The organism is Agrobacterium larrymoorei (assembly GCF_037722385.1).
Taxonomy (GTDB): Bacteria; Pseudomonadota; Alphaproteobacteria; order Rhizobiales; family Rhizobiaceae; genus Agrobacterium; species Agrobacterium larrymoorei_C.
Genome location: NZ_JBBKAQ010000003.1, coordinates 84,592 through 108,292, shown reverse-complemented (window position 1 = coordinate 108,292; position 23,701 = coordinate 84,592). Strand labels below are relative to the sequence as shown.

General features: G+C 58.7%; 20 protein-coding genes. 8 read left to right on the top strand and 12 right to left on the bottom strand.

Annotated features, from left to right (window positions below):
- Positions 1-53: 53 nt before the first annotated feature.
- The 3 genes from WKI41_RS05575 (at position 54) to WKI41_RS05565 (ending at position 3,901) form a co-directional block, all read left to right on the top strand.
- A complete protein-coding gene (locus WKI41_RS05575; protein WP_340192517.1) occupies positions 54-1,937 on the top strand; it encodes an ABC-F family ATP-binding cassette domain-containing protein in 1,884 nt (627 codons plus the stop codon).
- A gap of 96 nt (positions 1,938-2,033) precedes the next feature.
- Positions 2,034-2,876 (top strand): polysaccharide deacetylase family protein, encoded by an 843-nt coding sequence (locus WKI41_RS05570; protein ID WP_340192516.1) that lies wholly within the window; start codon positions 2,034-2,036, stop codon positions 2,874-2,876.
- 98 nt (positions 2,877-2,974) lie between these two features.
- Positions 2,975-3,901, top strand: coding sequence for a Gfo/Idh/MocA family protein (locus WKI41_RS05565; RefSeq protein ID WP_340192515.1), 927 nt, complete (start codon positions 2,975-2,977; stop codon positions 3,899-3,901).
- A gap of 99 nt (positions 3,902-4,000) precedes the next feature.
- Here WKI41_RS05565 and WKI41_RS05560 read toward each other — a convergent pair whose 3' ends face one another.
- From WKI41_RS05560 to WKI41_RS05515, 10 genes are all read right to left on the bottom strand, one after another.
- Complete coding sequence (locus WKI41_RS05560) at positions 4,001-4,711, bottom strand: ribonuclease activity regulator RraA (protein WP_340192514.1); 711 nt, start codon at positions 4,709-4,711, stop codon at positions 4,001-4,003.
- Between the two features lie 32 nt (positions 4,712-4,743).
- Entirely contained in the window at positions 4,744-5,544 is an 801-nt protein-coding gene (locus tag WKI41_RS05555; protein WP_340192513.1) for an NAD-dependent epimerase/dehydratase family protein, read from the bottom strand.
- 12 nt (positions 5,545-5,556) lie between these two features.
- Positions 5,557-7,281 carry an L-arabinonate dehydratase gene (araD, locus tag WKI41_RS05550; RefSeq protein ID WP_340192512.1) on the bottom strand — a complete coding sequence of 575 codons (1,725 nt, stop codon included), beginning with the start codon at positions 7,279-7,281 and terminating at the stop codon, positions 5,557-5,559.
- Position 7,282: 1 nt separating this feature from the next.
- Positions 7,283-8,365: a sn-glycerol-3-phosphate ABC transporter ATP-binding protein UgpC gene (locus tag WKI41_RS05545; RefSeq protein WP_340192511.1), complete on the bottom strand. Its 1,083-nt coding sequence runs from the start codon at positions 8,363-8,365 to the stop codon at positions 7,283-7,285.
- Between the two features lie 22 nt (positions 8,366-8,387).
- Positions 8,388-9,431, bottom strand: a complete 1,044-nt coding sequence (locus WKI41_RS05540) for a carbohydrate ABC transporter permease (RefSeq protein ID WP_340192510.1) — start codon at positions 9,429-9,431, stop codon at positions 8,388-8,390.
- Positions 9,424-10,392 carry a carbohydrate ABC transporter permease gene (locus tag WKI41_RS05535; protein WP_340192509.1) on the bottom strand — a complete coding sequence of 323 codons (969 nt, stop codon included), beginning with the start codon at positions 10,390-10,392 and terminating at the stop codon, positions 9,424-9,426. The genes WKI41_RS05540 and WKI41_RS05535 overlap by 8 nt, the downstream gene beginning before the upstream one ends.
- A 56-nt stretch (positions 10,393-10,448) precedes the next feature.
- On the bottom strand, positions 10,449-11,723 hold the full coding sequence (locus tag WKI41_RS05530; protein ID WP_340192508.1) for an ABC transporter substrate-binding protein: 1,275 nt from the start codon (positions 11,721-11,723) through the stop codon (positions 10,449-10,451).
- A gap of 121 nt (positions 11,724-11,844) precedes the next feature.
- The gene (locus WKI41_RS05525; protein WP_340192507.1) at positions 11,845-12,924 is read right to left on the bottom strand and encodes a Gfo/Idh/MocA family protein; all 1,080 of its coding nucleotides are present in this window, start codon (positions 12,922-12,924) and stop codon (positions 11,845-11,847) included.
- The gene (locus WKI41_RS05520; protein ID WP_340192506.1) at positions 12,921-13,937 is read right to left on the bottom strand and encodes a Gfo/Idh/MocA family protein; all 1,017 of its coding nucleotides are present in this window, start codon (positions 13,935-13,937) and stop codon (positions 12,921-12,923) included. The genes WKI41_RS05525 and WKI41_RS05520 overlap by 4 nt, the downstream gene beginning before the upstream one ends.
- Positions 13,934-14,983: a Gfo/Idh/MocA family protein gene (locus tag WKI41_RS05515; RefSeq protein ID WP_113225411.1), complete on the bottom strand. Its 1,050-nt coding sequence runs from the start codon at positions 14,981-14,983 to the stop codon at positions 13,934-13,936. Before WKI41_RS05515 ends, WKI41_RS05520 begins: the two co-directional genes overlap by 4 nt.
- 105 nt (positions 14,984-15,088) lie before the next feature.
- On the opposite strand from WKI41_RS05515, the gene WKI41_RS05510 reads away from it, so the two are divergent.
- Together WKI41_RS05510 and WKI41_RS05505 are read left to right on the top strand one after the other, a co-directional pair.
- The gene (locus WKI41_RS05510) at positions 15,089-15,802 is read left to right on the top strand and encodes a GntR family transcriptional regulator (RefSeq protein WP_306932064.1); all 714 of its coding nucleotides are present in this window, start codon (positions 15,089-15,091) and stop codon (positions 15,800-15,802) included.
- 33 nt (positions 15,803-15,835) lie between these two features.
- Positions 15,836-16,762, top strand: coding sequence for an SMP-30/gluconolactonase/LRE family protein (locus tag WKI41_RS05505; protein WP_340192505.1), 927 nt, complete (start codon positions 15,836-15,838; stop codon positions 16,760-16,762).
- A 12-nt stretch (positions 16,763-16,774) separates the two neighbouring features.
- On the opposite strand, the gene WKI41_RS05500 is transcribed toward WKI41_RS05505, so the two are convergent.
- Together WKI41_RS05500 and WKI41_RS05495 are read right to left on the bottom strand one after the other, a co-directional pair.
- Positions 16,775-17,224, bottom strand: coding sequence for a DNA polymerase III subunit chi (locus WKI41_RS05500; RefSeq protein WP_340192504.1), 450 nt, complete (start codon positions 17,222-17,224; stop codon positions 16,775-16,777).
- 29 nt (positions 17,225-17,253) lie between these two features.
- Positions 17,254-18,744 carry a leucyl aminopeptidase gene (locus WKI41_RS05495; RefSeq protein ID WP_340192971.1) on the bottom strand — a complete coding sequence of 497 codons (1,491 nt, stop codon included), beginning with the start codon at positions 18,742-18,744 and terminating at the stop codon, positions 17,254-17,256.
- 293 nt (positions 18,745-19,037) lie between these two features.
- Here WKI41_RS05495 and WKI41_RS05490 point away from each other — a divergent pair, with 293 nt between their 5' ends.
- The 3 genes from WKI41_RS05490 to WKI41_RS05480 are packed head-to-tail and all read left to right on the top strand — an operon-like array spanning position 19,038 to position 23,652.
- Entirely contained in the window at positions 19,038-20,207 is a 1,170-nt protein-coding gene (locus WKI41_RS05490; RefSeq protein ID WP_340192503.1) for an LptF/LptG family permease, read from the top strand.
- Positions 20,204-21,292, top strand: a complete 1,089-nt coding sequence (lptG, locus tag WKI41_RS05485) for an LPS export ABC transporter permease LptG (protein WP_340192502.1) — start codon at positions 20,204-20,206, stop codon at positions 21,290-21,292. Before WKI41_RS05490 ends, lptG begins: the two co-directional genes overlap by 4 nt.
- Positions 21,292-23,652: an LPS-assembly protein LptD gene (locus tag WKI41_RS05480; RefSeq protein ID WP_340192501.1), complete on the top strand. Its 2,361-nt coding sequence runs from the start codon at positions 21,292-21,294 to the stop codon at positions 23,650-23,652. Before lptG ends, WKI41_RS05480 begins: the two co-directional genes overlap by 1 nt.
- Positions 23,653-23,701 lie beyond the last annotated feature (49 nt).

Below are 23,701 nucleotides of genomic sequence, written 5' to 3'. Positions count from 1 at the left end.
CTTGCCGCCTTCCCCATCTTGCAAGCGCCGGGAAACTCCGCCAAAAGGCTGGCATGATTACGATTACCGACCTTTCCGCCCGTATCGCAGGCCGCCTGCTTCTCGACAATGCCAGCGTCTCACTGCCGGATGGCGTGAAAGCGGGTCTCGTGGGGCGCAACGGTGCGGGAAAATCGACACTGTTTCGCGTCATCACCGGCGATCTCGGCTCTGAAAGCGGCAGCGTCACCATTCCAAAGCATGCGCGCATCGGTCAGGTGGCGCAGGAAGCACCGGGTACGGAAGATTCGCTGATCTCCATCGTGCTGGCCGCCGACAAGGAACGGGCAGCGCTGTTGCAGGAGGCGGAAACTGCAGCTGATCCGAACCGGATTGCCGAAATCCAGATGCGGCTTGTCGATATCGACGCGCATTCGGCAGAAGCCCGCGCTTCGGCCATTCTCGCTGGTCTCGGTTTCGATCAGGAGGCGCAGCTGCGTCCCGCCTCTTCCTTTTCCGGCGGGTGGCGCATGCGCGTGGCGCTCGCCTCGGTTCTCTTCGCCGAGCCGGATCTTCTGCTGCTCGACGAGCCGACCAACTATCTCGATCTTGAAGGTACGCTGTGGCTTGAAGATTATATTCGCCGCTATCCGCACACCGTGATCATCATTAGCCACGACCGTGATCTTTTGAACAACGCGGTCAACTCGATCATCCATCTGGATCAGAGGAAGCTGACCTTCTATCGCGGCGGCTATGATTCCTTCGAGCGGCAGAAGGCGGAAGCCGACGAGTTGCAAATGAAGGCGAAGGCCAAGAGCGATGCCGCGCGCAAACACTTGCAAAGCTACATCGATCGCTTCCGCTACAAGGCGTCCAAGGCCAAGCAGGCGCAAAGCCGTATCAAAGCGCTGGAGCGCATGGGCACGGTTGCCGCCGTCATCGAAGATCACGTCCAGCCGATCACTTTTCCAGAGCCGGAAAAGCAGCCCGCCTCCCCGATTGTCGCGATCCAGAGCGGTGTCGTCGGTTACGAAACGGGCAAGCCGATCCTCAAGGGTCTGAACTTGCGTATCGACAATGACGACCGCATCGCCCTGCTCGGCTCCAACGGCAACGGCAAGTCCACCTTCGCAAAGTTCATCTCCGGGCGTCTGCCTGCACAGGCGGGCGATCTGCGCGTCGCGCCGGGGCTCAAGATCGGCTTCTTCGCTCAGCACCAGCTGGATGATCTGGTGCCCAACGAAACGCCGGTGGAGCATGTGCGCAAGCTGATGCCGCAGGCTGCGGAAGCGCAGGTGCGTTCACGCGTGGCGCAGATGGGGCTTGCGACCGAAAAAATGTCGACCGCTGCAAAGGATTTGTCGGGTGGCGAAAAGGCACGCCTGTTGATGGGTCTTGCTGCCTTCCACGCACCGAACCTTTTAATCCTCGACGAGCCGACCAACCATCTCGACATCGATAGCCGCCGCGCGCTCATCGAAGCACTGAACGGTTACGATGGTGCTGTCATCCTGATTTCGCACGACAGGCATCTCATCGAAGCCACCGTGGACCGTCTCTGGCTGGTCAACAACGGAACGGTGACGAGCTTCGAAGGCGATATGGAAGAGTATCGCGACATCGTCATCACATCCGGAAAGAAGAAGGATGAGAAAGTCGACACTGCCAACGACCAGGCATCCAAGGCGGATCAGCGAAAAGCCAATGCCGAAAAGCGCGCCCAGCTTGCGCCGCTGAAGAAAAAGATCAACGAAATCGAATCCTTGACGGCAAAGCTTGAGAAACAGATTCAGGCACTCGACACTGAACTTGCCGATCCGACGCTTTATGAAAAAGCCCCTGCCAAGGCGGCAGAAAAGGTAAAACAGCGCGGTGAAGCGGCTGCAAAACTATCCGCCGCGGAAGAACAGTGGCTGTTGTTGTCCAGTGAATATGAAGACGCGATGGCTGGATAAATGCGACGTTACTTTCCAGGCAGAAAAGTAACGCGCCGTTAACCATAATCAGAGAAAGCTCGGCAACAACGTCACCCCCGATTTGCCGAGCTTTTCATGCGCCTCTCTTCACTCTTCGTGTCCGCAGCCCTTGCGCTGTGCCTTTCCAGCTGCGCGGGCAAGCCGCAGGCGGAAGGATCGCTGAAAAGCTCTTTCGCCGCCACAATGCCGGATAAGCCGGCCGCAGGCGCACATGATCCGATCGCACTCTCGCCAGCCGCATGGATGCGTCCGCGCAACCCGATGGGCCTTGCCGGTCGCGATATCGAGGTATCGTCACTGAAAGATATCGCGCTTGCCAACAAGGAAGTCGTATTGAGCTTCGATGACGGCCCGGTGCCGGGCAAGACGGAGCGTATTCTTGCGACGCTGAACGAGTTCGGCGTGAAAGCCACCTTCCTGATGGTGGGCCAGATGGCGCAACATTATCCCGACATCGCCAAAAAGGTCGTTGCCGAAGGCCACACGATCGGCAGCCATACCTTCAGCCATCCGAACCTGCGCAATCTGGCCTTCGACCGGGCGCTGGCGGAAGTGGCAAAGGGTGAAAAGGCTGTCGCGAAGGCGACGGAAACCGACGCCATGTTCTTCCGCTTCCCCTACCTGTCGGATAACAGCAACCTGCGTCACATGGTGTCCGAGCGTGGTCTGGTCATCATGGACGTCCAGGTCGATTCAAAGGACTATTTCTCCGATACGCCTGCCCTGGTCGCGTCGCGCACCATCGCCGCCCTTCGCCACCGTGGCAGCGGCATCATTTTGATGCATGACATTCACAAACGCACAGCCACCATGCTGCCCGCTCTCCTGACCCAGTTGAAAGCAGAAGGTTATAAGGTCGTCCACCTCGTCTACAAAAAGCCGGCCAGCAAGCCGCTGCTGGTTGCCTCGGCAAGCTGATTTAGAGGCGATAACGCCGAGCAACAGCTTGCCCGGTCGCCCGTTTCTGATACAAGGCATAAAGTATTATTTTTAAAGCATCACACGGGTCTTAAAGCATGTCAGCCATCAAGCTTGCCATCGTCGGCGTCGGCAAAATCGTTCGCGACCAGCATCTTCCAGCCATCGCCGCCAATGCGGATTTCGACCTCATCGCCACGGCAAGTCGTCACGGTACGGTCGAAGGCGTGCCGTCTCACCGCACGATCGAAGAGCTGATCGCTGCCGTGCCTGACGTCACCGCCGTGTCGCTCTGCATGCCACCGCAGTACCGCTACGAGGCTGCCTATACGGCGCTCAATGCCGGAAAGCATATCTTCCTTGAAAAGCCGCCGGGCGCGACCTTGTCGGAAGTACAGGATCTGGTTCGGCTAGCGGACTCGAAGGGACTGTCCCTCTTTGCAAGCTGGCACTCGCGCTACGCACCTGCGGTCGAAGCAGCAAAAAGCTTCCTGGCCTCCACCAAGATCAACAGCGTCCACGTCATCTGGAAGGAAGACGTGCGCCACTGGCATCCGAACCAGGAATGGATCTGGCAGGCTGGCGGTCTTGGCGTCTTCGACCCTGGCATCAACGCGCTCTCCATCATCACCCATATCCTGCCGCGCGCGCTCTTCATCACCAAGGCAACGCTGGAATTCCCTGAGAACCGCGACGCACCAATTGCAGCGGACATTCACTTCTCCGACGTGACGAAGATGCCGGTGCATGCGGAATTCGACTGGCGCCAGACGGGCAAGCAGAGTTGGGATATCGTTGCCGAAACGGAAGCCGGCCAGATGGTTCTGTCCGAAGGCGGCGCGAAGCTTTCTATCAATGGCGAGCTCAAGTTCGCAGAACCCGAACGCGAGTACCCTGCCCTTTACGAGCGCTTTGCAGAGATCATCAAGGCGAGGACGTCCGACGTCGATCTCGCACCGCTGACCCATGTTGCAGACGCGTTCCTGCTCGGTCGCCACAAGTTCGTGGATTCCTTCTACGACTGATCAAAAGATCATCGACAGACTTTAGCTGATAAGCCAATGGCCGGGACGAACCCGGCCATTTTCGTTGACGCTATTAATCTAAAGAGAGATCGCTGGGTGTCAGCGACCATTCGCCTTGCGCCAGGCGGCGAAGGCCGTTTGATGCTCATCCTTCGTGCAAGGGTAAAGGCCAATAATCGTTTCACCCGCCTTGACCTGTTCCACGACGAAGTCCTCATAGGCCGTCATTTCTACAGCTTCTGTCGCGACTTCGTCGGCAATCTCAGCGGGAATGACGATCACGCAATCCGCATCGCCGACAATGATGTCGCCCGGGAAGACCGGCGCGTCGCCGCAGCCGATCGGGCCGTTGATCTCGATTGCCTCGTGCTTGGTGAGGTTCGTCGGGCTGGACGGGCGTGTGTGGTAGGCGGGAATATCCAGTTCGGCAATGGTCGCCGCATCGCGGAAACCGCCGTCGGAGACGATACCGGCACCGCCGCGCACCATCAAACGGGTGACGAGAATATCGCCGGCAGAGGCAGCACTTGCGTCCTTGCGGCTATCCATGACCAGCACGTGGCCCGGAGGGCAGGTCTCGATCGCCACGCGCTGCGGATGGGCAGGGTTGCGGAATTCGACGAGCTGGTTGCGGTCTTCACGGGCCGGCATGTAGCGCAGGGTAAAGGCCGGGCCCACCATGTTCTTGCCCTTGAAGCCCAGCGGGCGGACACCTTGAATGACCTGGTTGCGCAGGCCGCGCTTGTAAAGCGCCGTTGCCAGTGTCGCGACGGAAATCGTCGATAGCTTCTCGCGGGTTTCGCTGTTCATTTTGTTCTCCTGTCGTGACGGATAAAGTCATTTCACGCCTTGTGAATGGGTTCGTCGATGAAGACGCCGCCCTGATACTTTGCGATGGCTGCTTCCGGATCGGGACGCGGTACGGTGCGTTCGATTTCATCGCGATAGCGCGCTGCATTATCGCGGCGCTGCCAGCCAAGAAAATCGATATGGGAGTTGTCCCACCAGGCGTCGTCATTGGCAGACACGCCCCATATGACCGGGCAACCAAGTTGGGGCACGCGGAAGACGGCTTCGATCAGCGAGACGAAATCACCATGGCTGAGCCAAGTGGAGAGCATGCGCCAGTCCATCGGCTTTTCTGTACAGGAGCCGATCCGGACAATCGCCGTCTCCTGGCCGAACTTGGAATGATAAAGGCTCGCCATCGCCTCGCCGAAAATCTTCGACACGCCGTACAGACCATCGGGCAGGAAGGGCATATCCGGCGTCAGTTGCGTGCCTTGGGGATAATAGCCGATAGTGTGGTTGGTGGAGGCGAAAAGGATGCGCGGCTTGCCGTTGGCGCGCGCGGCCTCATAGAGATTATAGACCCCACGTAGATTTGCGTTCTCGATCGGATCGTACGCCTTCTCGACGGAAATGCCGCCCAGATGAACGATGCCATCGCAATCTTTGACCAGATCGTTGACTGCCTCAGCATCCTCCAGCGCACAGCGCACCACTTCCTCATGCGGTCCGGCAGGTGCGGCAATCTCCACCACATCAGACAGGCGGACGATTTCGGCAACCTCGCCAAGGCGTCCGCGCAACATTCTACCGAGTTGGCCGCCCGCCCCTGTGATCAGCAAACGCTTCATCATTGGCGTGCTCCCTTAGAAAATGTCGGGTTCGCCAGCGCTTTGGCCGAAGTCCGTCTGGAGGAAGTCGAAGTCACAGCCTTGATCAGCTTGAGTGACATGCTTGGAGAAGAGATAGCCGTAGCCGCGCTCGTACCGGGGTGCTGGCGGCTGCCAGGCTGCGCGGCGGCTGGCGAGTTCCTCTTCGCTCACCAGCATGTCAAGGCGACGTGCGGGCAGATCGAGGCGCACGATATCGCCCGTCTTCAAAAGCGCGAGCGGGCCACCGACGAAGCTTTCCGGTGCCACATGCAGCACGCAAGCGCCGTAGGATGTGCCCGACATACGGGCGTCGGAAATGCGCACCATGTCACGGTGGCCTTTCTTGATCAGGGCTTTGGGGATGGGCAACATGCCCCATTCCGGGAAGCCCGGGCCGCCGAGTGGTCCGGCATTGCGTAGCACCAGAACGTGATCCGGAGTGACGTCGAGATTTTCATCGTCGATCGCTGCCTTCATCGCAGGATAGCTATCGAAGACGAGCGCTGGGCCTTCATGAACATGGAACTTGGGATCGCTAGCCGCAGGCTTGATCACGGCACCATCCGGGCAAAGATTGCCGCGAAGGACGGCAAGCGAGCCTTCGGCATAAACCGGATTGTCGAGAGAGCGAATGACATCGTCATTATAGACTTTCGCGCCTTCCAGATTCTCACCGATGCTGCGGCCAGTCACCGTCAAAGCCGAACAATCGAGACGGCTTTCGATCTGCTTCATCAGAGCACGCAGACCGCCGGCATAATAGAAATCTTCCATCAGATAGTCTTTGCCCGACGGGCGGACATTAGCAATCAGCGGGGTGACGCGGCCCAGTGCATCCAGTTCGTCCAGCGTCATCGGCACGCCTGCGCGCCGTGCCATGGCGATAAGATGTACGACGGCATTGGTGGAGCAGCCGGTTGCCATGGCAACGATCGCGGCATTGCGGAAGGCGGCCGCGCTCAAAATCTTGTCCGGTGTCAGATCCTCATTCACCATCTCAACGATGCGACGGCCGCAGGCGGCGGACATACGCTGGTGACCGGAATCGACGGCAGGGATCGATGAGGCCCCGGGCAGCGTCAAACCGAGTGCATCGGTAATCGCCGTCATGGTAGACGCCGTGCCCATGGTCATGCAGACACCAGCAGAGCGCGCAATGCCGCCCTGAACGCCGCGCCACTCCTCATCGGTGACGTTGCCGGCGCGACGTTCGTCCCAGTACTTCCAGGCGTCAGAACCGGAGCCAAGCGTCTTGCCGGCATAGTTGCCGCTGAGCATCGGGCCAGCGGGCAAGTAAATCATCGGAACGCCAGCGGAAATCGCACCCATGACGAGGCCGGGCGTGGTCTTGTCGCAGCCGCCCATCAGCACGACACCATCCAGCGGGTGAGAGCGGATCATCTCTTCCGTCTCCATCGCCAGCATGTTGCGGTAGAGCATGGATGTCGGCTTGGTGAAACTTTCATCGACTGAAAGCGATGGCATCTCGACAGGAAAGCCGCCAGCCTGGAGCACGCCGCGCTTCACATCCTTTACACGTTCGGGGAAATGCGAGTGACAGGTGTTCAGCTCCGACCACGTATTGAGAATGCCGATTACCGGCTTGCCGGCAAAATCCTCTTCGGAATAGCCAAGCTGCATCATGCGGGAACGGTGGCCGAAACTGCGCAGATCATCGGGAGCAAACCAGCGGGCGGAGCGGAGCTTTTTCTCGGTCATGTCAAACGTCCTGCTTGAGCGTCACGCCGCTCGTCGTGTCGAAGAGATGAATGTGCTCGAGCGGAGCGGACATACGGATCACCTCGCCTGCGGCGGTCGACGTCTGGCCGGACAGATGCAGCGTCACTGGCGTACCATCGCCGAGGTTACCATAGAGATAGGATTCGCCCCCCAGCTGTTCTGCCGTGCGAACCGACATGGTCAGCGGTCCCTCGCTGCCATGCTTCACATGGTTCGGACGAATGCCGAGCGTCACTTTTTGGCCGGGCGCATACATAAAACCAGTCTGCGGCAGCGGAATGAGTTCTCCTGTCGCAATCTTCAGCAGCGGCGCCGGCCCGGAGATAACCTCTCCAGCGAAGAAGTTCATCTTCGGGGAGCCGATAAAACCGGCGACGAAGAGATTGGCAGGACGATTATATAGATCGAGCGGGACGCCGAATTGCTCCAGCTTGCCGGCGCGTAGCACCGCGATCTTGTCAGCCATGGTCATGGCCTCCACCTGGTCGTGGGTGACGTAGATCATGGTGTTGCCGAGCCGCTTGTGTAGGGCGGAGATTTCCCCGCGCATGTCGACGCGCAACTCTGCATCGAGGTTGGAAAGCGGCTCATCGAAAAGGAAGACACGTGGCTCGCGCACGACGGCGCGGCCGATCGCGACGCGCTGGCGCTGCCCGCCGGACAGGTCCTTCGGTCTACGCTCCAGAAGCTGGTCGATCTGCAGCATCTTGGAGACCTGGGCGATCTTCTCGGCGATCTCCTTCTTCGGCGTGCCGATATTTTCAAGACCGAAGGAGAGGTTTTCGCGCACCGTCATATGCGGATAGAGCGCATAGGACTGGAACACCATGGCAAGACCGCGGTCCGCGGCTGGCACCGTGTTGACGACATCACCGCCAATGACGATATCGCCGTCGCTCAAGGCTTCCAGGCCGGAAATCATGCGCAGAAGCGTCGATTTTCCACAGCCGGACGGCCCGACGAACACACAGAACTCGCCATGCTTGATATCGAGATCGATACCCTTGATCACATCGAGGGCGCCATATGTCTTTTTGACCTGACGAAGCTCAATACTTGCCATTGTCTTGTCTCCTCCCGAAGGATTATTTGCCGCCCGTCGATGCGATACCGGTGGCGATGTATTTTTGCAGGAACATGAACACCAGCGCGATGGGCGCGAGCGTCAGCACGGTCATGGCAAGCAGGTTGCTCCACTCCGTCGACATCTCTCCCTGGAAGGAATTCAGTGCCAGTTGCAGGGTGAAATTGTCATTGCGGGTCAGCACGATCAGCGGCCAGAGGAAGTCGTTCCAGCGCCACATGACCGCAAGGATCGCAAGCACGGCCAATGCCGGTGCGGATAGCGGCAGAATGATGCGCCAGTAGATTTTCCATTCGCTGGCCTTATCCATCCGTGCCGCGTCGAGAATCTCGTCGGGGATGGTCAGCATGTATTGCCGCAGCAGGAACACACCGGTCGGCGTGGCGGCACCGGGAATGATCACGCCCCAGAGACTGTTGATCATGCCAAGCTGGCTGGTGATGAGAAAGAGCGGCACGAGCACGACCGTCTGCGGGATCATCAAGGTGCCGACGACCATGGCTAGAACCGCACCCCTGCCCTTGAATTGATATTTCGACAGGGCGAACGCCGCCATGGAGTTGACGATCAGCATGATCACGGTCGACGTCACCGTAATGAAGACCGAATTCCAGAAGTAGAGCGGAAAGTTGAAGCGCTGGAAAAGCTCGGTGTAGTTCTCCGTCGCCAACGAAACGCGCTCCGCCGACTTCAACTCATTGAACGGTACCTTCTGTATTTCGGTGGGCTTGGCCGGATCGATGACCTGGGCGACCAAACCGATGCGGCGAACCATGCCGACCGTCTGGCCGTCCTTGGTGGTGTAGGCGGGAAGCGGCGCCGGCTGCCCATCGACCATGACAGTCTCCTGCGAATAAGGCAGGAAACGCGGAGGAAAGCGCTGCAGATCGGCTTCGGTCTTGAAGGACGACAGGACAAGCCAGACGACCGGCCCGAACATCAGTATCACTGCGAAGCCGAGATAGGCATAGGACAGCCAGTCGGTCCAATGCAGCTTGCCGTTGCGGCCACGCGTGCGGGTCAGAAATGCACCGATCCTAGCCATCGACCTTGCTCCTGTTTGCCCGGAATTGCAGGGCGGTCAGCACCACGAGAACGGCGGCGAGAAGCAGCGAGGCTGCGGCCGCGAGGCCGAAATTGCGGGGTGTGCCGGCAAAACCGGTCTGATAGATGTATTGAATGATGAAGGTCGTCGCAGAGCCTGGACCACCGCCGGTGAAGGCGAAGATTTCGTCGAATGTCTGAACGCCCTTGATCAACGACAGGACCAGAACGACAAGCATGGTCGGCGCCAGAAGCGGCATGGTGATGCGGCGGAAGATGCGCCAGGGATTCGCCTTGTCGAGTTCGGCGGCCTCATAGACATCACGCGGGATCGCCTGCAAACCGGCAAGAAGGATCAGCGTGTAAAAGCCCATATGCGCCCAGACCGAAAGGAAGACAGACCAGCCGAAGGCGAGATTTGCTTCCAGAAGCCAGTCCACCGAGCCCAGACCCATGCCTTCCATCGCGGCATTCAGAACGCCAAAGCGCTGCAAGATCCACTTCCAGATCAGTGCCACGACAACGGGCGATAGGAGAACCGGGAAGAAGAAGACAGCGCGGAAGAAACCACGGGCACGAATGTCACGATTGAGAATGATGGCGGTGATCAGCGAGAAGCCGACCATGAAGCCCACTTGAAGCACGACGAAGAGCATCGTGTTCCAGACAGAGCGCCAGAAGAGGTCCTGCTGACAGGAATTCGGATCGAGATAATTTCCGCAGGACATCAGCGCCGAGAAATTCCCGCCAGCCACGAAGGGGCGATCGGCAAGCATGATCTGCTCCGTGCCGGTCATCGAATAGGCAACGTTCAGCAGGATCGGCAAAAATGCGAAAACGGCAAAGAGAATGAGGTTGGGGGTGAGAAACACCCAGGCAATACGTCGGTGCCCGAGAACCTTCTGCAGGAAGGCGAACGGCAGTTCGACAATGCCCATCACTGGCGCAATCAATTTATACATGGGGCTCCTCCTTCGATCCGGCGCGGCGCGGGATGCCCGCGCCGGAAGGCGATGGATCACTTCGCCTGCTTCAACATTTCCTCAACGTCCGTCTTGGCGCGTGCCATCGCTTCGTCGACTGTGAGTTCACCGACGATGGCCTGTGTGATGCGCTGAACAGAGATGTTGAACATGGCGCGGTTGTTCTTGTAGCCTTGGTATGCGTAGGCAATCGGGCTGATGCCTGGGATCTGGTCGAGCCAGGCGTTCATCGCTTTCTGTGTGGCAGGTGTCGCACCCGTATAGGTCACGCCCTTTTCAGCAACAGATTTCTTGGCAGGCACGTTGCGCGTACGAACCGTAAAGTCGAGATAGTTCTCGTCTTCGGCAAGGAAGTTCAGGATATCGGCAACGATCTTTGGGTTCTTGGTCTGCTTGAAGCCAACAATGCCGGTACCACCAGGCATGCCTGTGCACGCAGCGCCACCGCAAGGCTGAGGCACTACTTCCCAGTCGAAGGCATCGCCCACCTGGCTATCGAAACGCGCCGTCTGCCAGCTGCCGGAATAGTAGTAAGCGAGCTGGCCGTTGATGAACTCCTGCGCGGCGTCGCGGTAGGTGTTGCCGCCCTGGCCTGCCCAGACGTCACGCGCCATGGTGCCGTCCTTGTTCCACTCGACGAACTTCTTCACGAAGGTCGTGAAGCCTTCATCGACCAGGATCGGCTTGCCTTCAGCATCGAAAATCTTGGCGCCATAGGAAATGGCCGGCCCGGCGATACGGTGGCCGGAGCGGTCGATTGCCATCGGGTAAGGCGTGCTGGTGGCCTTGGCAACGGCGGTTGCAGCCTTTGCCCAGTCATCCATCGTCGCGTCCTTGCCGGGCACGGCGACATTGGCCTGATCGAAGAGCGTACGGTTGACGAAGGCGCCGGTGATGGTCAGCTGCGTGTGCATGCCGTAGATGCCCTTGTCGTCCGGGCCGCTGCGGTACCATTTCAGAACGTTGGAGAAGTTGTCTTCCCAATTCTTTGCGTCGACGTAGGGGGTAAGATCGAGATAGTAACGGTTAAGGCCACCAAGATCGGTCACCGTCGCGAAATCCGGACCACTGCCGCCTGCGAGCTGAACGGGCAGTCCTTCCAGCAGCGCCTTATAAGGCACCACGTCGGTGACGATCTTCACGTCCGGATGCTGCTTTTCGTAGCGCGCGAGAATGTCCTTCAGGATTTCGCAGCCATTGCCGTCATAGGCGCAGGTGAAGCGCACTTCCTGGGCAGCCTGCGCACCACCGGCAAAAGATGCTGTTCCCAATGCCAACGCCGCGAATGCGATTTTGTACTGACTGATCATCTGGTTTCCTCCCGTTCGATGATTATGCTTTTGAGCGCTGTTGCGTCCTTTGAGACGCACGAAGGATGCGTCTCACTCTTCCAGTTTACGCATCTTGCTTTCTGAAAATCGATGCCGATTTTCAGGCCGATGCTTTGACAGGTGCGGCAGCAGGCGCCCAACCTTTAGCCCATTCGCCCTCGGCGGCATCGGACAAGCGGACCGGCTTGCCTTCCCGCACTGAACGATAGATGGCCGTGACGAGCTCGATCGATTGCAAGCCGTCATTGACAGTCACTTCGTTGCCGCCACGCCCCTCCATGGCGTCGGCGATGGCTTCAACGAAACCGGTGAAACCGTTTTCGCCTTCGCCGACCGTGGCAAGAACCGCATCGATCTGATCTTGCGTCGTCGGCGCACGCGCGATGAAGCGCCATTTGTCTTCCGCCGGACGATAGGGCAGCGAACCACTTTCGGCGGTAAAGCCTTCGAAGCAGAAGCGTAGACGCGACGTATCTTCGGCGGCACCGAGTGTCACCGAACTTGTCGCCAGCGCACCGTTTTTCATGCGGAAGCTCAAGGCCGCACAGTCTTCGGTTTCGATCGTGTTGACGCGGGTATCGGCCATGGTGAAAACTTCCTCGACCGGACCAAGCACGTAGCAGATCAGATCATGCGCATGAATCGCATGGCCAAGGATCGCGCCACCGCATTCACCCTTCCAGGTGCCGCGCCAGGGAATGTCGTAGTAACCTTTGCCACGGTTCCAGTGCACTTCTGAGCTAGCGACATAGGCTTTGCCGGCAAGTCCGGCATCGATCAGCGCACGAAGCTGGCGCATGGCCGGACCAAAGCGATACTGGAAAACAGGGAAGATGCTGCGGCCGGTCGTCTTGACGGATTCGAGCAGAGCATTCGCCTCTTCCAGCGAACGCACGAGCGGCTTTTCGCAGACCACATCCTTGCCAGCGGCATGCGCCTTCAACGTGATTGAAAAATGCAAGTGCGGCGGCAGGCAGACATCGATGAGCTGGATGCTCGGATCCGCCAGAACCTCATCCAGGTCGGCCGTGACGTGGATCGATGTGCCATTCGCAACACCACGTGCACGTTCCACGTCGAGATCGCAAATCGCCTTCACAGAAAAGCGCTCTGGAAGTGCGAGATAGCCCTTCAAATGCTCGGCACCGATACCGGCGCCAACAATGGCGACGCCAATCATGCCTTTGCTCCTTCGGCTTTTGCCTGCGCCTGCAGCGACAGGTCGCAGACCTTGAAGACGTGTTCTTGCGTCATCGCCGTTTCGGTGCGGTTGCGAATGTCGTCGCAGACGCGTCCGAAATATGGGAGACCGGCGTCGGAGGCATCGATATATTCGCAGCGATCGCCATTGACGAGGATCAAGCGGTCGGTGCCTTCGCTGTTGCCGACATCGACATATTTGCGAAGCTCGATATAGCCCTCGGTGCCAAGGATCGTCAGGCGGCCATCACCCCAGGTCGGCAGCGCATCCGGCGTATACCAGTCAACGCGGATGTAACCGTGGCCCTTGTCGCCGCGCAGCAGCACTTCGCCGAAATCCTGCAGACCCGGATCGCCTGGGTTGGCGTAATTGGCAACGGTTGCGGAAACGACTTCCACTTCGGTCGAGCCGGTGAAGAACATGAACTGGTCGATCTGGTGGCTGGCAATATCGGTGATTATACCGCCATAGGCTTCACGCTCAAAGAACCACGTCGGACGGATCTGACGGTTCAGACGATGCGGACCCATGCCGATGGTCTGCACGACGCGGCCGATGGCGCCGGCTGCGACCAGTTCCGCAGCCTTGGTGACGCTCGGCACTTCGAAGCGCTCGGAGAAATCGACGGTCCAGATGCGGTTGGTCTTCTTCACCGTCTGGCGAATGCGCTCAAGCTGTTCGAATGTGGTGCAGCCCGGCTTGTCGGTCATGACATCCTTGCCGGCCTCCATCGAAGCGACGGCAAGATCTGCGCGCTTGGATGGGATATCGGCAATGACGACGAGATCGACGCTTTCATCAGACAAAAGCGCTTCCTTGGTGGCCGAGCGCGGCACGTCGGGAAAACGCTTGACGAAGCCTTCGACCACGTCGGGCTCGCCTTCGGTCCACCAGCCGACGAACTCCGCACCGGCATCCATCAGGTTCTGTGCCATGCCAAAAATGTGGCGGTGCTCTATGCCCAGAGCGACGAACTTAATTGCTTTAGTCATTGTTGCAGTTCCACTTCCTTGCCGGTTTCGGCCGAGTTAATGATCGCGTCGATCAATCTGTGAGACAAAAGAGCCGCTTCGCCCGTGACAACCGGTGGACGTCGGGCGGTTATGCTATCGGCGAAATCCTCGAAGACGCCTTGGTGCCATTCATGGGTAAAAGCCATCGGATCGGCGCCGCCACCGGTGCCGGAAGCCGCCCCACCAAAGACCTCCTGGCGTCCGTCGCGCCAATCGACATGCAGGAGACCGGAAGCGATCCGGAGGCTGGCATTGTCGAAGTGCAGGACGATCGATTCCGCCGAGCCTGGAAAACTTGCCGTGCTCGCGACAAGCGAGCCGACCGCGCCATTTGCAAAGCGAAGGCCCGCAGCAACGTAATCTTCGGTTTCCATACGATGGAAACGAGTCGTTGCCGCCATAGCTTGAACGCGCGACACAGGACCTGTGAGGCTGAGGGCAAGATCGATGGTGTGAATGGCCTGGGAAATCAGAACGCCGCCACCGTCACGCGCCAAAGTGCCGCGACCGGGCTCGTCATAATAGGACTGGGCACGCCACCACGGCACGGAAATCTCGCAGAGACCGAGCTCTCCAAGCGTTCCGCCATCAACAAGTGCACGCGCCTTCTGTGATGCAGCCCGCATGCGGTGCTGAAAGATGATACCGAGCGTGACGCCAGCGTCCCGACAGAGAGCAACCAGATGCTCCGCCTCATCGGTGTTGCGAGCAACCGGCTTTTCCATCAGAATATCTTTGCCGGCGCGGGCGAAAGCTTCGACGATATCGAGGCGGGCGTTCGGCGGCGTGGCGATGATGGCGAAATCGACATCCTTATCATGCGCCGCCGCTTCCACCGAGGAATAGACCGTAACGTCATATCCTGCATGCTTCGACGCTTCCTCGGCCAGCGCCTTGGCGCGCCCGGAACCGCTGTCGACGATACCCTTCAATCTAATTTTCTCGGGGCTTGCTGCACAAGCGAGCACGTGGGTCTTCGCCACCATTCCGGCGCCTATAATGACGCAGGTCTTGATATTCTGCATTTTCGGGGAGCCTCCCTTCCCAATGCGACGTAAATTGCATACCGGTATGCCGGTTGTCAACTGACTCGTGTTCCGGTATACCGGTTTAAAATTGCTGGAGTGCAAATGCCAAAAATCCCGATGACAGGCGGCTCTGTCCCGACTATGGAACGGCTGGATCTGAACCGCCCGGTAGTGGATCAGATTTATTCGGCGCTGAAATCCGCCATTTTGTCGCGAGAGCTTTTTCCCGGGCAGGCGGTGTCTGAAAATGAGATCGGGCTATCATTCAATTCCAGTCGCACGCCGGTGCGTGAAGCCTTGAGCCGTCTAAGAGACGACGGCCTGATCGTGACCCTTCCCAGCCGCGGCACCTATGTCTCCAAGCTTTCTGAAAAGAGTATCCGCAGTTCGCAATTCATCCGTGAAGCGCTTGAGGTCGCAGCGGTCGAGAAGCTATGCGAGATCGGCCTGTCGGCGGAAGCGGAGCAGGAAATCGAGCATGCGCTGAGCGGTCAGCGCAAGGCGATGCAGCGCGGGGACCGCAAGGCCTTCCGGATGCATGACGACCAGTTTCACAGCGCCCTTGCGGCGGCCACCGGCATGGACAGGCTGGAAACGCTACTCATCCGCGAAAAGGCAGGCCTTGACCGCCTGCGGGCACTCGCCATTACCGATGAGGCGCATATGGCTGGGCTGCTTGCTGAACACGAGGCGGTCTATGCCGCGATAAAGGACGGCAACGAGACGCTTGCGGCGGACGAGTTGCGTAAACATCTGCGCCGCGTGCTTGGAATTCTGGCGCAGGTCTTCGCCAACCATCAGGACTATTTCGAGTAAATCTGCGGCATAATCGACACTGGATATCCCATCATGACGACTGCACACCCCGCACTTCTGCCCGCTGAAACGCTCGGCATGTCAGAGGCAACGCTCCTCTGCGACACAATCAGCACGCTGGCGGAATCACCCGTTTGGGACGAAAAGCGCCAAGTGCTGTTCTGGTGCGATATTCTCGGCAAGACGGTGCGTTCTGCCGCTCTTACGCCCGGACAATATCGCGAATGGTCTTTCCCAAGCGCAGTGTCCAGCCTTGGACTTTGCGACAATGGTGACCTTATCATCGCGTGCGGCATGGATATCGTTGTCCTCGATCCGGCGAGTGGCGCCACCCACACGCTCTGCAGCATTCCGGCGCAGGAGGGCAGTCCTTTCCGGCTGAATGATGGACGCATCGGGCCAGATGGTGCCTTCTGGGTCGGCACGATGCATAATGTGCCATTGCCGCAGATGGAACCGCGCGGCGAGCTTTGGCGCGTCACGGCAAGTGGTGCCGAACGGATGCAAACCGGCCTCACCTGCCCCAATGGGCTTGCCTTCTCGCAAGATGGTTCGCTCATGTGGCAGAGCGATTCCGTCCAAAGATGGATCCGTCGCCGCGCATTCGACAAGAGCCGAGGGACCTTCGATGAAGGGATTCTGGTTGCGCAGATGACCGAGGAAACGGGCAGGCCCGATGGCGGCTGCGTCGATCGTTCCGGCGTTTACTGGACCGCTGGCGTTTCGGCTGGACTGATCAACGCGTTTTCGCCCGATGGCAAGCATCTCGGCGCGATTGCGGCGCCCGTCCCGCACCCCACCATGGGCTGCTTTGGTGGGCCGGACTTCAGCACGTTTTTCCTGACGTCCCACCGTCACAACATGTCGGAGGAGCGGCTGCAGAATGCGCCATCATCGGGCGGTGTTTGGGCGATCCCGACGAAGACGGCCGGTTTTGCCGGTTGTCGTTTTCGTCGTTGATGCGCTGTAGGCTCACGCCTTTTTCTGCCAGCGGCCTTCAGGCGATTGCTGCCAATAGGTGAGTGCATGGCCCTCACCTTTCAGCTTCTTCCACTGCGCGCGTGCCGCCTCCAATTGTCCCGCGTCGTAGCCATCGAACATGAAGACGATACGCTCGTACGGCTCAAGAGCCGGCGGTTCGGCGCCGTCGACCAGAAAGCGCACCGTGGCCTCATTGGCATTGCCATCGCTTGAGGTGAGCAATACCGGCTGATCGGCAGAACTTGCGGCAGAATCGGTCGCGTGCGGCAGAAAGCTGTCGTCACGAAAGGTCCAGAGAAGCACGTCGAGAGCATCGCGCTTCTCATCACTTCCCGTCTGGACCGCGACCTTCCAGCCGCGCTCCAGCGATTTCTCCAAAAGCGGCGGTAAGGCGTCCTCCAGCTTGGATTCCGTCAGATGATAAAACAGGACTTCCGTCATCGGGAGATTGCCGCCTTCTTGCTTCTACCTCAATCCTCGTAGTGCGCGCGAACCAGTTCGTCCAGAAGGCGAACGCCATAGCCGGAGCCCCAGGATTGGTTGATCTCGGTCAGCGGCGAGCCCATGGCCGTGCCTGCGATATCCAAATGCGCCCATGGCGTCTCGCCGACAAAGCGCTTGAGGAACTGAGCGGCTGTCACCGAGCCCGCCAAGCGCCCGGCGCTGTTCTTCATATCGGCAAACTTCGAATCAATGATCTTGTCGTAATCCTTGCCGAGCGGCATGCGCCAGAGCTTCTCCTGTGTCGTGTCGCCCGCCTCGATCAACTGCCCGGCCAGTTCATCATCATTGGAGAAGAGGCCTGCCTGAAGATTGCCGAGCGCCACGGTGATGGCACCGGTCAAGGTGGCGAGATTGATCATGAATTTTGGCTTGAAGCGGTCGTTCGTATACCAGAGCGCGTCCGCCAGAACGAGGCGGCCTTCGGCATCGGTATTGATGATCTCGATGGTCTGGCCGGACATGGAGGTAACGATATCGCCGGGGCGCTGCGCATTGCCGTCCGGCATGTTTTCGACCAGCCCGATAACGCCGATCACATTGGCCTTTGCCTTGCGGGCCGCAAGCGCGTGCATGAGGCCGGTCACGGCAGCAGCGCCGCCCATGTCGCCCTTCATGTCTTCCATGCCGGCACCGGGCTTTAGGGAAATACCGCCGGTGTCAAACACCACGCCCTTGCCGATGAAGGCAATCGGCTCATCTTTCTTGGAGCCGCCATTCCACTGCATGATGGCAAGCCGCGGCGGGCGAACCGAGCCCTGCGCGACCCCGAGAAGAGCGCCCATGCCGAGCTTCTTCATTTCCTTTTCGCCAAGGATTTCAACCTCAACGCCGAGTTTCTTCAAGCCCTCCGCCTTTTCGGCGAACTCCACAGGTCCGAGCACATTCGGCGGCAGGTTGACGAGATCCCGTGCCAGAAGAACGCCGCCGGCAACGGCCTGAGCAGCATCGAAGGCCTGCTTTGCGTCTTCATGAGCCACCGTCACGATCGTCACATCGACGTGCTTCGGCTTCTTCTCGTCGTCGGAGGGTTTCTTGGTTTTGTAAGCATCGAAGATATAAGCGCGTAGTAGAAGCCCGAGCGCAAAATCGGCCGCGGTCTTGCCACTCACATCAAGGCCCGGAACATCGAGATAAACAACGACTTTTTCCGCTTTCTTGAAATTGGCGGCCGCCGTACCGCCTGCTCTCAGCCAGTCATGTGCGGTAAGCTTCGTCGCCTTGCCGAGACCGATGACCGTAATGCGGTCCGCATCGGAGCCCTGGGGCGCCAGAACATCGAGAACGCTCATCGACTTTGCCGAAAAGCCGGCGACCTTCGCAGCCTTTTCCAGCACGCCCGCCGGATCGACATGCGCCTGACCCGCCGCGCCTTCGTCGCCGGAAGCGCGCAGAAGTATAGCCGTGGCATTCTCACAGGGAGCAGAAGCGGCGAAGGAAATATCGAAATTGGCGGACATCTTGATGCTCATCTTGCTGTTTTTAAAGGGTGGGCGGATCATGGGCCTTTCCGCCCGCGACGCAACCCCGGCATGGCGCCTTGCGGTGTCAAATTTGTGGATGGTGCGCAACCACGACCGAGGCGAAGAGGAAAGTTTTTCTCCACCTCTCCTCAAAAAGCCACAGCGGCGGGAAAAATGACTGCGCGAAAGAAATTTGTGGCCAATCGAGAGTCGCCAAGCGAGATCGATACGATTACATAGGGCCGGTTCCCTGCGCGGGAAAAAGAATGAAAAACGTTACCAGGGACTAAATGGCGCTTCTCGAACGGTACATATTGCGACGCACGACGCAGATGGTTCTCGTCGCGCTGATGCCCGTGCTGGCAATCATCTGGACGATTCAGGTTCTGCAAAGAATCAACCTCGTCACGGATAGCGGCCAGTCCATGGGCTCGTTCATGACGCTCGCGACCATGCTGTTGCCGACGCTCATTCCCGTCGTTCTGCCCTTCGCTCTGGTCATTGGCGTGACGCAAACGCTGACCGCGATGAATACCGATTCGGAACTCGCCATCATCGATGCGTCGGGCGCGCGCCGCACCATAATCTACAAGCCTATCCTCATTCTTGGAGCGGTGCTGAGTCTTGCCTCCTTCGGCATTACCAACTTTGCTGAGCCGCCCGCACGTGCGGCTGCGCGCCAGATGGTCGCTGCAGCCTACGCCGACCTTCTCTCTTCCGTTATCGAAGAGAAGACCTTCCGCACCATTCAGGATGGGCTATACGTGCAGATCGCCCAGCGCCAGGGCCGGATCCTGCGCGGGCTCTTTGTTGCCGACCGTCGCGATCCGAACTACGACCTTATCTATTACGCCAAGGAAGGCATGATCGACGAAGGCGGAACTTCGCTCACCATGCGTGACGGCGAGGTTCAACAGAAGACACCTGACGGCAAGGTGTCGGTCGTCAAGTTCCTGTCTTACGCCTTCGATCTTTCGACCATGTCGGAGAAATCCGACAATGAACCGTCGCTGTCTGCGAGCGATGCGAGCCTTGCCTTCCTGCTGTCGCCCGATGAGAACCTGGAGAGCTACAAGAAAAATCCTGGAAGCTTCCGCTCGGAACTACACCGGCGTCTGGTCGACTGGATGTTCCCCTTCGTGTTTGCTCTGATCTCGTTGGTGGTTGCCGGCGACGCGCGCTCGCATCGCGAGGCCCGGCTGCACCCGATGGTCGTGGCGCTGGTGACTGCTTTCATGCTGCGCTGGCTGGGCTTTTATTTCACTAACCAGGTGAAGCAGAGCGCCGCCTTTATTCCTTTCGTCTATGCCGTACCGGGGGTCAGCGGTCTCATTGCCGCCTATCTGCTCGCGACGGGCCGAAAGCTGCACATGCCTTCCTTCCTGCATAACGCGACTCAGGCGATTCAGCGCCGTGTCACGCCGCCAAAGACGAGCGGTAATGGAGGACAGAGCACATGATTTTCGGCACCCTCTCCCGATATTTCCTTCGTCGCTATGCCATGACCACCTTCTGGTTTCTGCTTGGCGTCTCGTCGATCATCTTCCTGGCCGATTTCAGCGAAACCGCGCGTCGCATGTCCGGGCTTCCTGGCTACTCCGTGCCGGCCGCACTTGGACTGACGGCGCTTCGGCTGCCGCTCATCCTGCAGCAGACGGTACCCTTCGTTGCGCTCTTCGTCGGCATGACGACGCTCATCTCGCTCAACCGCCGTTACGAGTTGGTAGTAACGCGCGCTGCAGGCATTTCTGTCTGGCAGTTCATGCTGCCCTTCATCACCGGCGCGATTCTCCTTGGTATCCTCTGCGTCACCGCCCTCAATCCGCTCGCGGCCTGGGGCGAAAGCAAATCGCTCTCCGTCGAGGCGGGATGGCGTAATGACGGAAGCGGCCCGCGCCAGCAGCAGGTGATTCCATGGCTGCGCCAGAGCAGCGGTGGACAGGACACGATCATCGGAGCCAAGAGCTTCGAGGATAATGGCGCGTTGCTGAAAGACGTGGTGCTGATTCACCTCGACAAGAACGGCAACATCCTTTTCCGACAGGACGCCGCCTCGGCGAAATTGGAAGATGGTTACTGGCTTCTTAACGACGTTTCGGAGATTCGACCGGGTCATGTGCCCACTCGTCAGCCGACGGCAAGAATCAGTACCAATTTGAGACAGGAATTCGTTCAAGAGCGCCTGACGCAGCCCGAAACCGTTGCTTTCTTTGATCTTTCTCGGAAGATCGAAGTGGCGAAATCCTTCGGCCTGTCATCCAAAGCGCTCGAAACGCAGTATCACTTCCTGCTCTCGATGCCGTTTTTGCTCGTGGCGATGACGTTCATTGCAGCGACTGTTTCTCTAAAGTTCAGCCGTTTTGCACAGTCGCGTTCAGTGATTCTGGGTGGAATCCTTTCCGGCTTCGTGCTTTATGTGGTAACCGTGCTTGTAAGGGCATTCGGGAGTAGCGGCGTTGTTCCGCCCTTCGTTGCGGTCTGGATTCCAGTCGTCGTAGCGTTGGCATTGGGGGCAACCATTCTGCTTCATCAGGAGGACGGCTAGTGGCGGTATTTGACCGCGGGAATATCAGACGGCTTGCGGCAGCCCTTCTGACAGGGGCTTCTGTGTGCGCATACATGGCGACAGCATCCAGCGCTTTTGCTGATGACGGCGTGATCGTGGGCGACGCTCAAGACCAATCAAAACTCCTGCTTACAGCAAATGAACTCACCTATAATCGCGACGCTCAAGAAGTGATCGCAACGGGTGGCGTGCGCTTGAAATACTCGGGCTACCGCATGGTGGCACAGCGTGTGGAATATAATCAGGGCACGGGCCGCGTTGTCGCCCGTGGCAACATCGAACTCATCGAACCATCCGGCAGCAGAATCTATGCCGACGAGCTTGATGTGACCGATAATTTTTCGCAGGGATTTGTAAATTCTCTGCGCGTTGAAACGTCCGACAACACCCGCATTGCCGGTGAAAGTGCTGAACGCGTCAATGAGGATGTCATGATCCTCAACAACGGCGTCTATACAGCCTGCCTTCCCTGCGCGGAGCGTCCTGACAAGCCGCCACTGTGGCAAGTCAAGGCTGAGCGCGTCATTCAGGACGGCAAGAGCCAAACGGTACGTCTGGAAAAGGCTCGCTTCGAGCTTTTTGGCAAGCCAATCGCCTATCTTCCGTTCATCACTGTTCCCGACAACCGGGTAAAGCGCAAATCGGGCTTTTTGTTCCCGCAAATGAGCATAACCGATAAGCTCGGCTTCGGCATCGGCGTGCCCTACTATCAGGTGCTTGGCGACAGCGCGGATCTGACGGTTACACCGACCTTTTATACGGCGCAGGGTCTTCTGCTGCATGGCGAGTTGCGCAATCGTTTCGAAATGGGAACGCATACGCTGACATTTGCCGGCATCGACCAGCGCGATCCAGAGAGATTCGACCCGGCAACGAGCGATTCTCTGAATGACCGTCGTGGCATGGTTGCCAGCAAGGGCGAGTTCAAGATCAATCCCCGCTGGTCATTCGGCTGGGACGTCATGGTGCAGTCGGACAACAACTTCGCCCGCACCTATGATCTCAAGGGCTACAAGAGCGAAACGCAGACCAACAAGCTTTACCTCTCCGGTCTTGGCGATCGGAACAGCTTCGATGCCAACGCCTACTACTTCAACGTTCAGGACAAGGACGACTTCGAGTTGGAAGAGCGCCGGCAGGCGATCGTCCATCCGGCTGTCGACTATCGCTATTTCCTTCCGGATCCCGTCTATGGCGGCGAGCTTTCGCTGACGACAAACCTGACGAGCCTGACGCGCCGTAATCAAGACGCCTATGCGCTTGGGACATCCAACCGCTTTCCGGGTCTCGAAGGCACCTATACGCGCCTGACGACGGAAGCCGAGTGGAAGAGAACCTATACTTTCGACAGCGGCGTTCAACTGACACCGCTCGGTGCCCTTCGCGGAGACGTCTTCTCCACCGATATGGCGACGCAGGGTCTGGCCTATAACAGCTCGATCAACGACGACGCGGCGTTCCGCGGTATGGCGACCTTCGGTCTCGAGGCGCGCTATCCGATCTTGTTCACAGCACAAAACAGCAGCCACGTGATCGAACCGATTGCGCAGTTGTTCGTGCGTCCGGACGAGCAATTCGCTGGCCGCCTGCCGAACGAAGACTCGCAGGCCTTCGTCTTCGATGCCACCAACCTGTTCGAACGAGACAAGTTCAGCGGTTTCGACCGCATCGAAGGCGGCACCCGTGCCAATCTCGGTTTCCGCTATAACGGTACCTTCGACAATGGCTATGGTGTGCGCGCCATCGCTGGACAGTCCTTCCATCTCGCAGGCGAGAACTCATTCGCTTCGGCTGATCTGGTCAATGTCGGCGCCGATTCCGGTCTGGAATCGGATCGTTCCGACTACGTGACCATGGCGGCGATCGATGCGCCGATCGGCCTCTCCTTCTCCAACAGCTTGCGTCTCGACAAGGACAACTTCGAGATCAACCGCATGGAGAACAGCGTTCACTACACCGATAACCGCTTCACCGGTAAGGTCAGCTATACCCAGGTCAAGGCACAGCCGAACTATGGATATGATCGCGACCGCGATATCATCCAGACTTCCGGCAAGATCCGCCTTGACGACAACTGGGCTCTGTTCGGCGCTATCAACTACGACCTGAACAACAAATTCTCCAGTGAGCGTCGCATCGGCATCCTCTATCAGGACGAGTGCACGATCTTCACCGTCAGCTACTCGGATGAGGGTAACCTCAGCACAGTGCGTGAATCGGCGAATGATTGGTCGATCAACGCTCGCCTCGCCTTCCGTACCCTCGGCGACATCAGCGTTGGCTCGGCTGCGGAAGATTGGGATAAGGCCGATATCGGCTGGCAACCCAACAACTACTGATAGCCAATGGCTCATGGAACAACGGCGGGATCTTCCCGCCGTTTTCGTT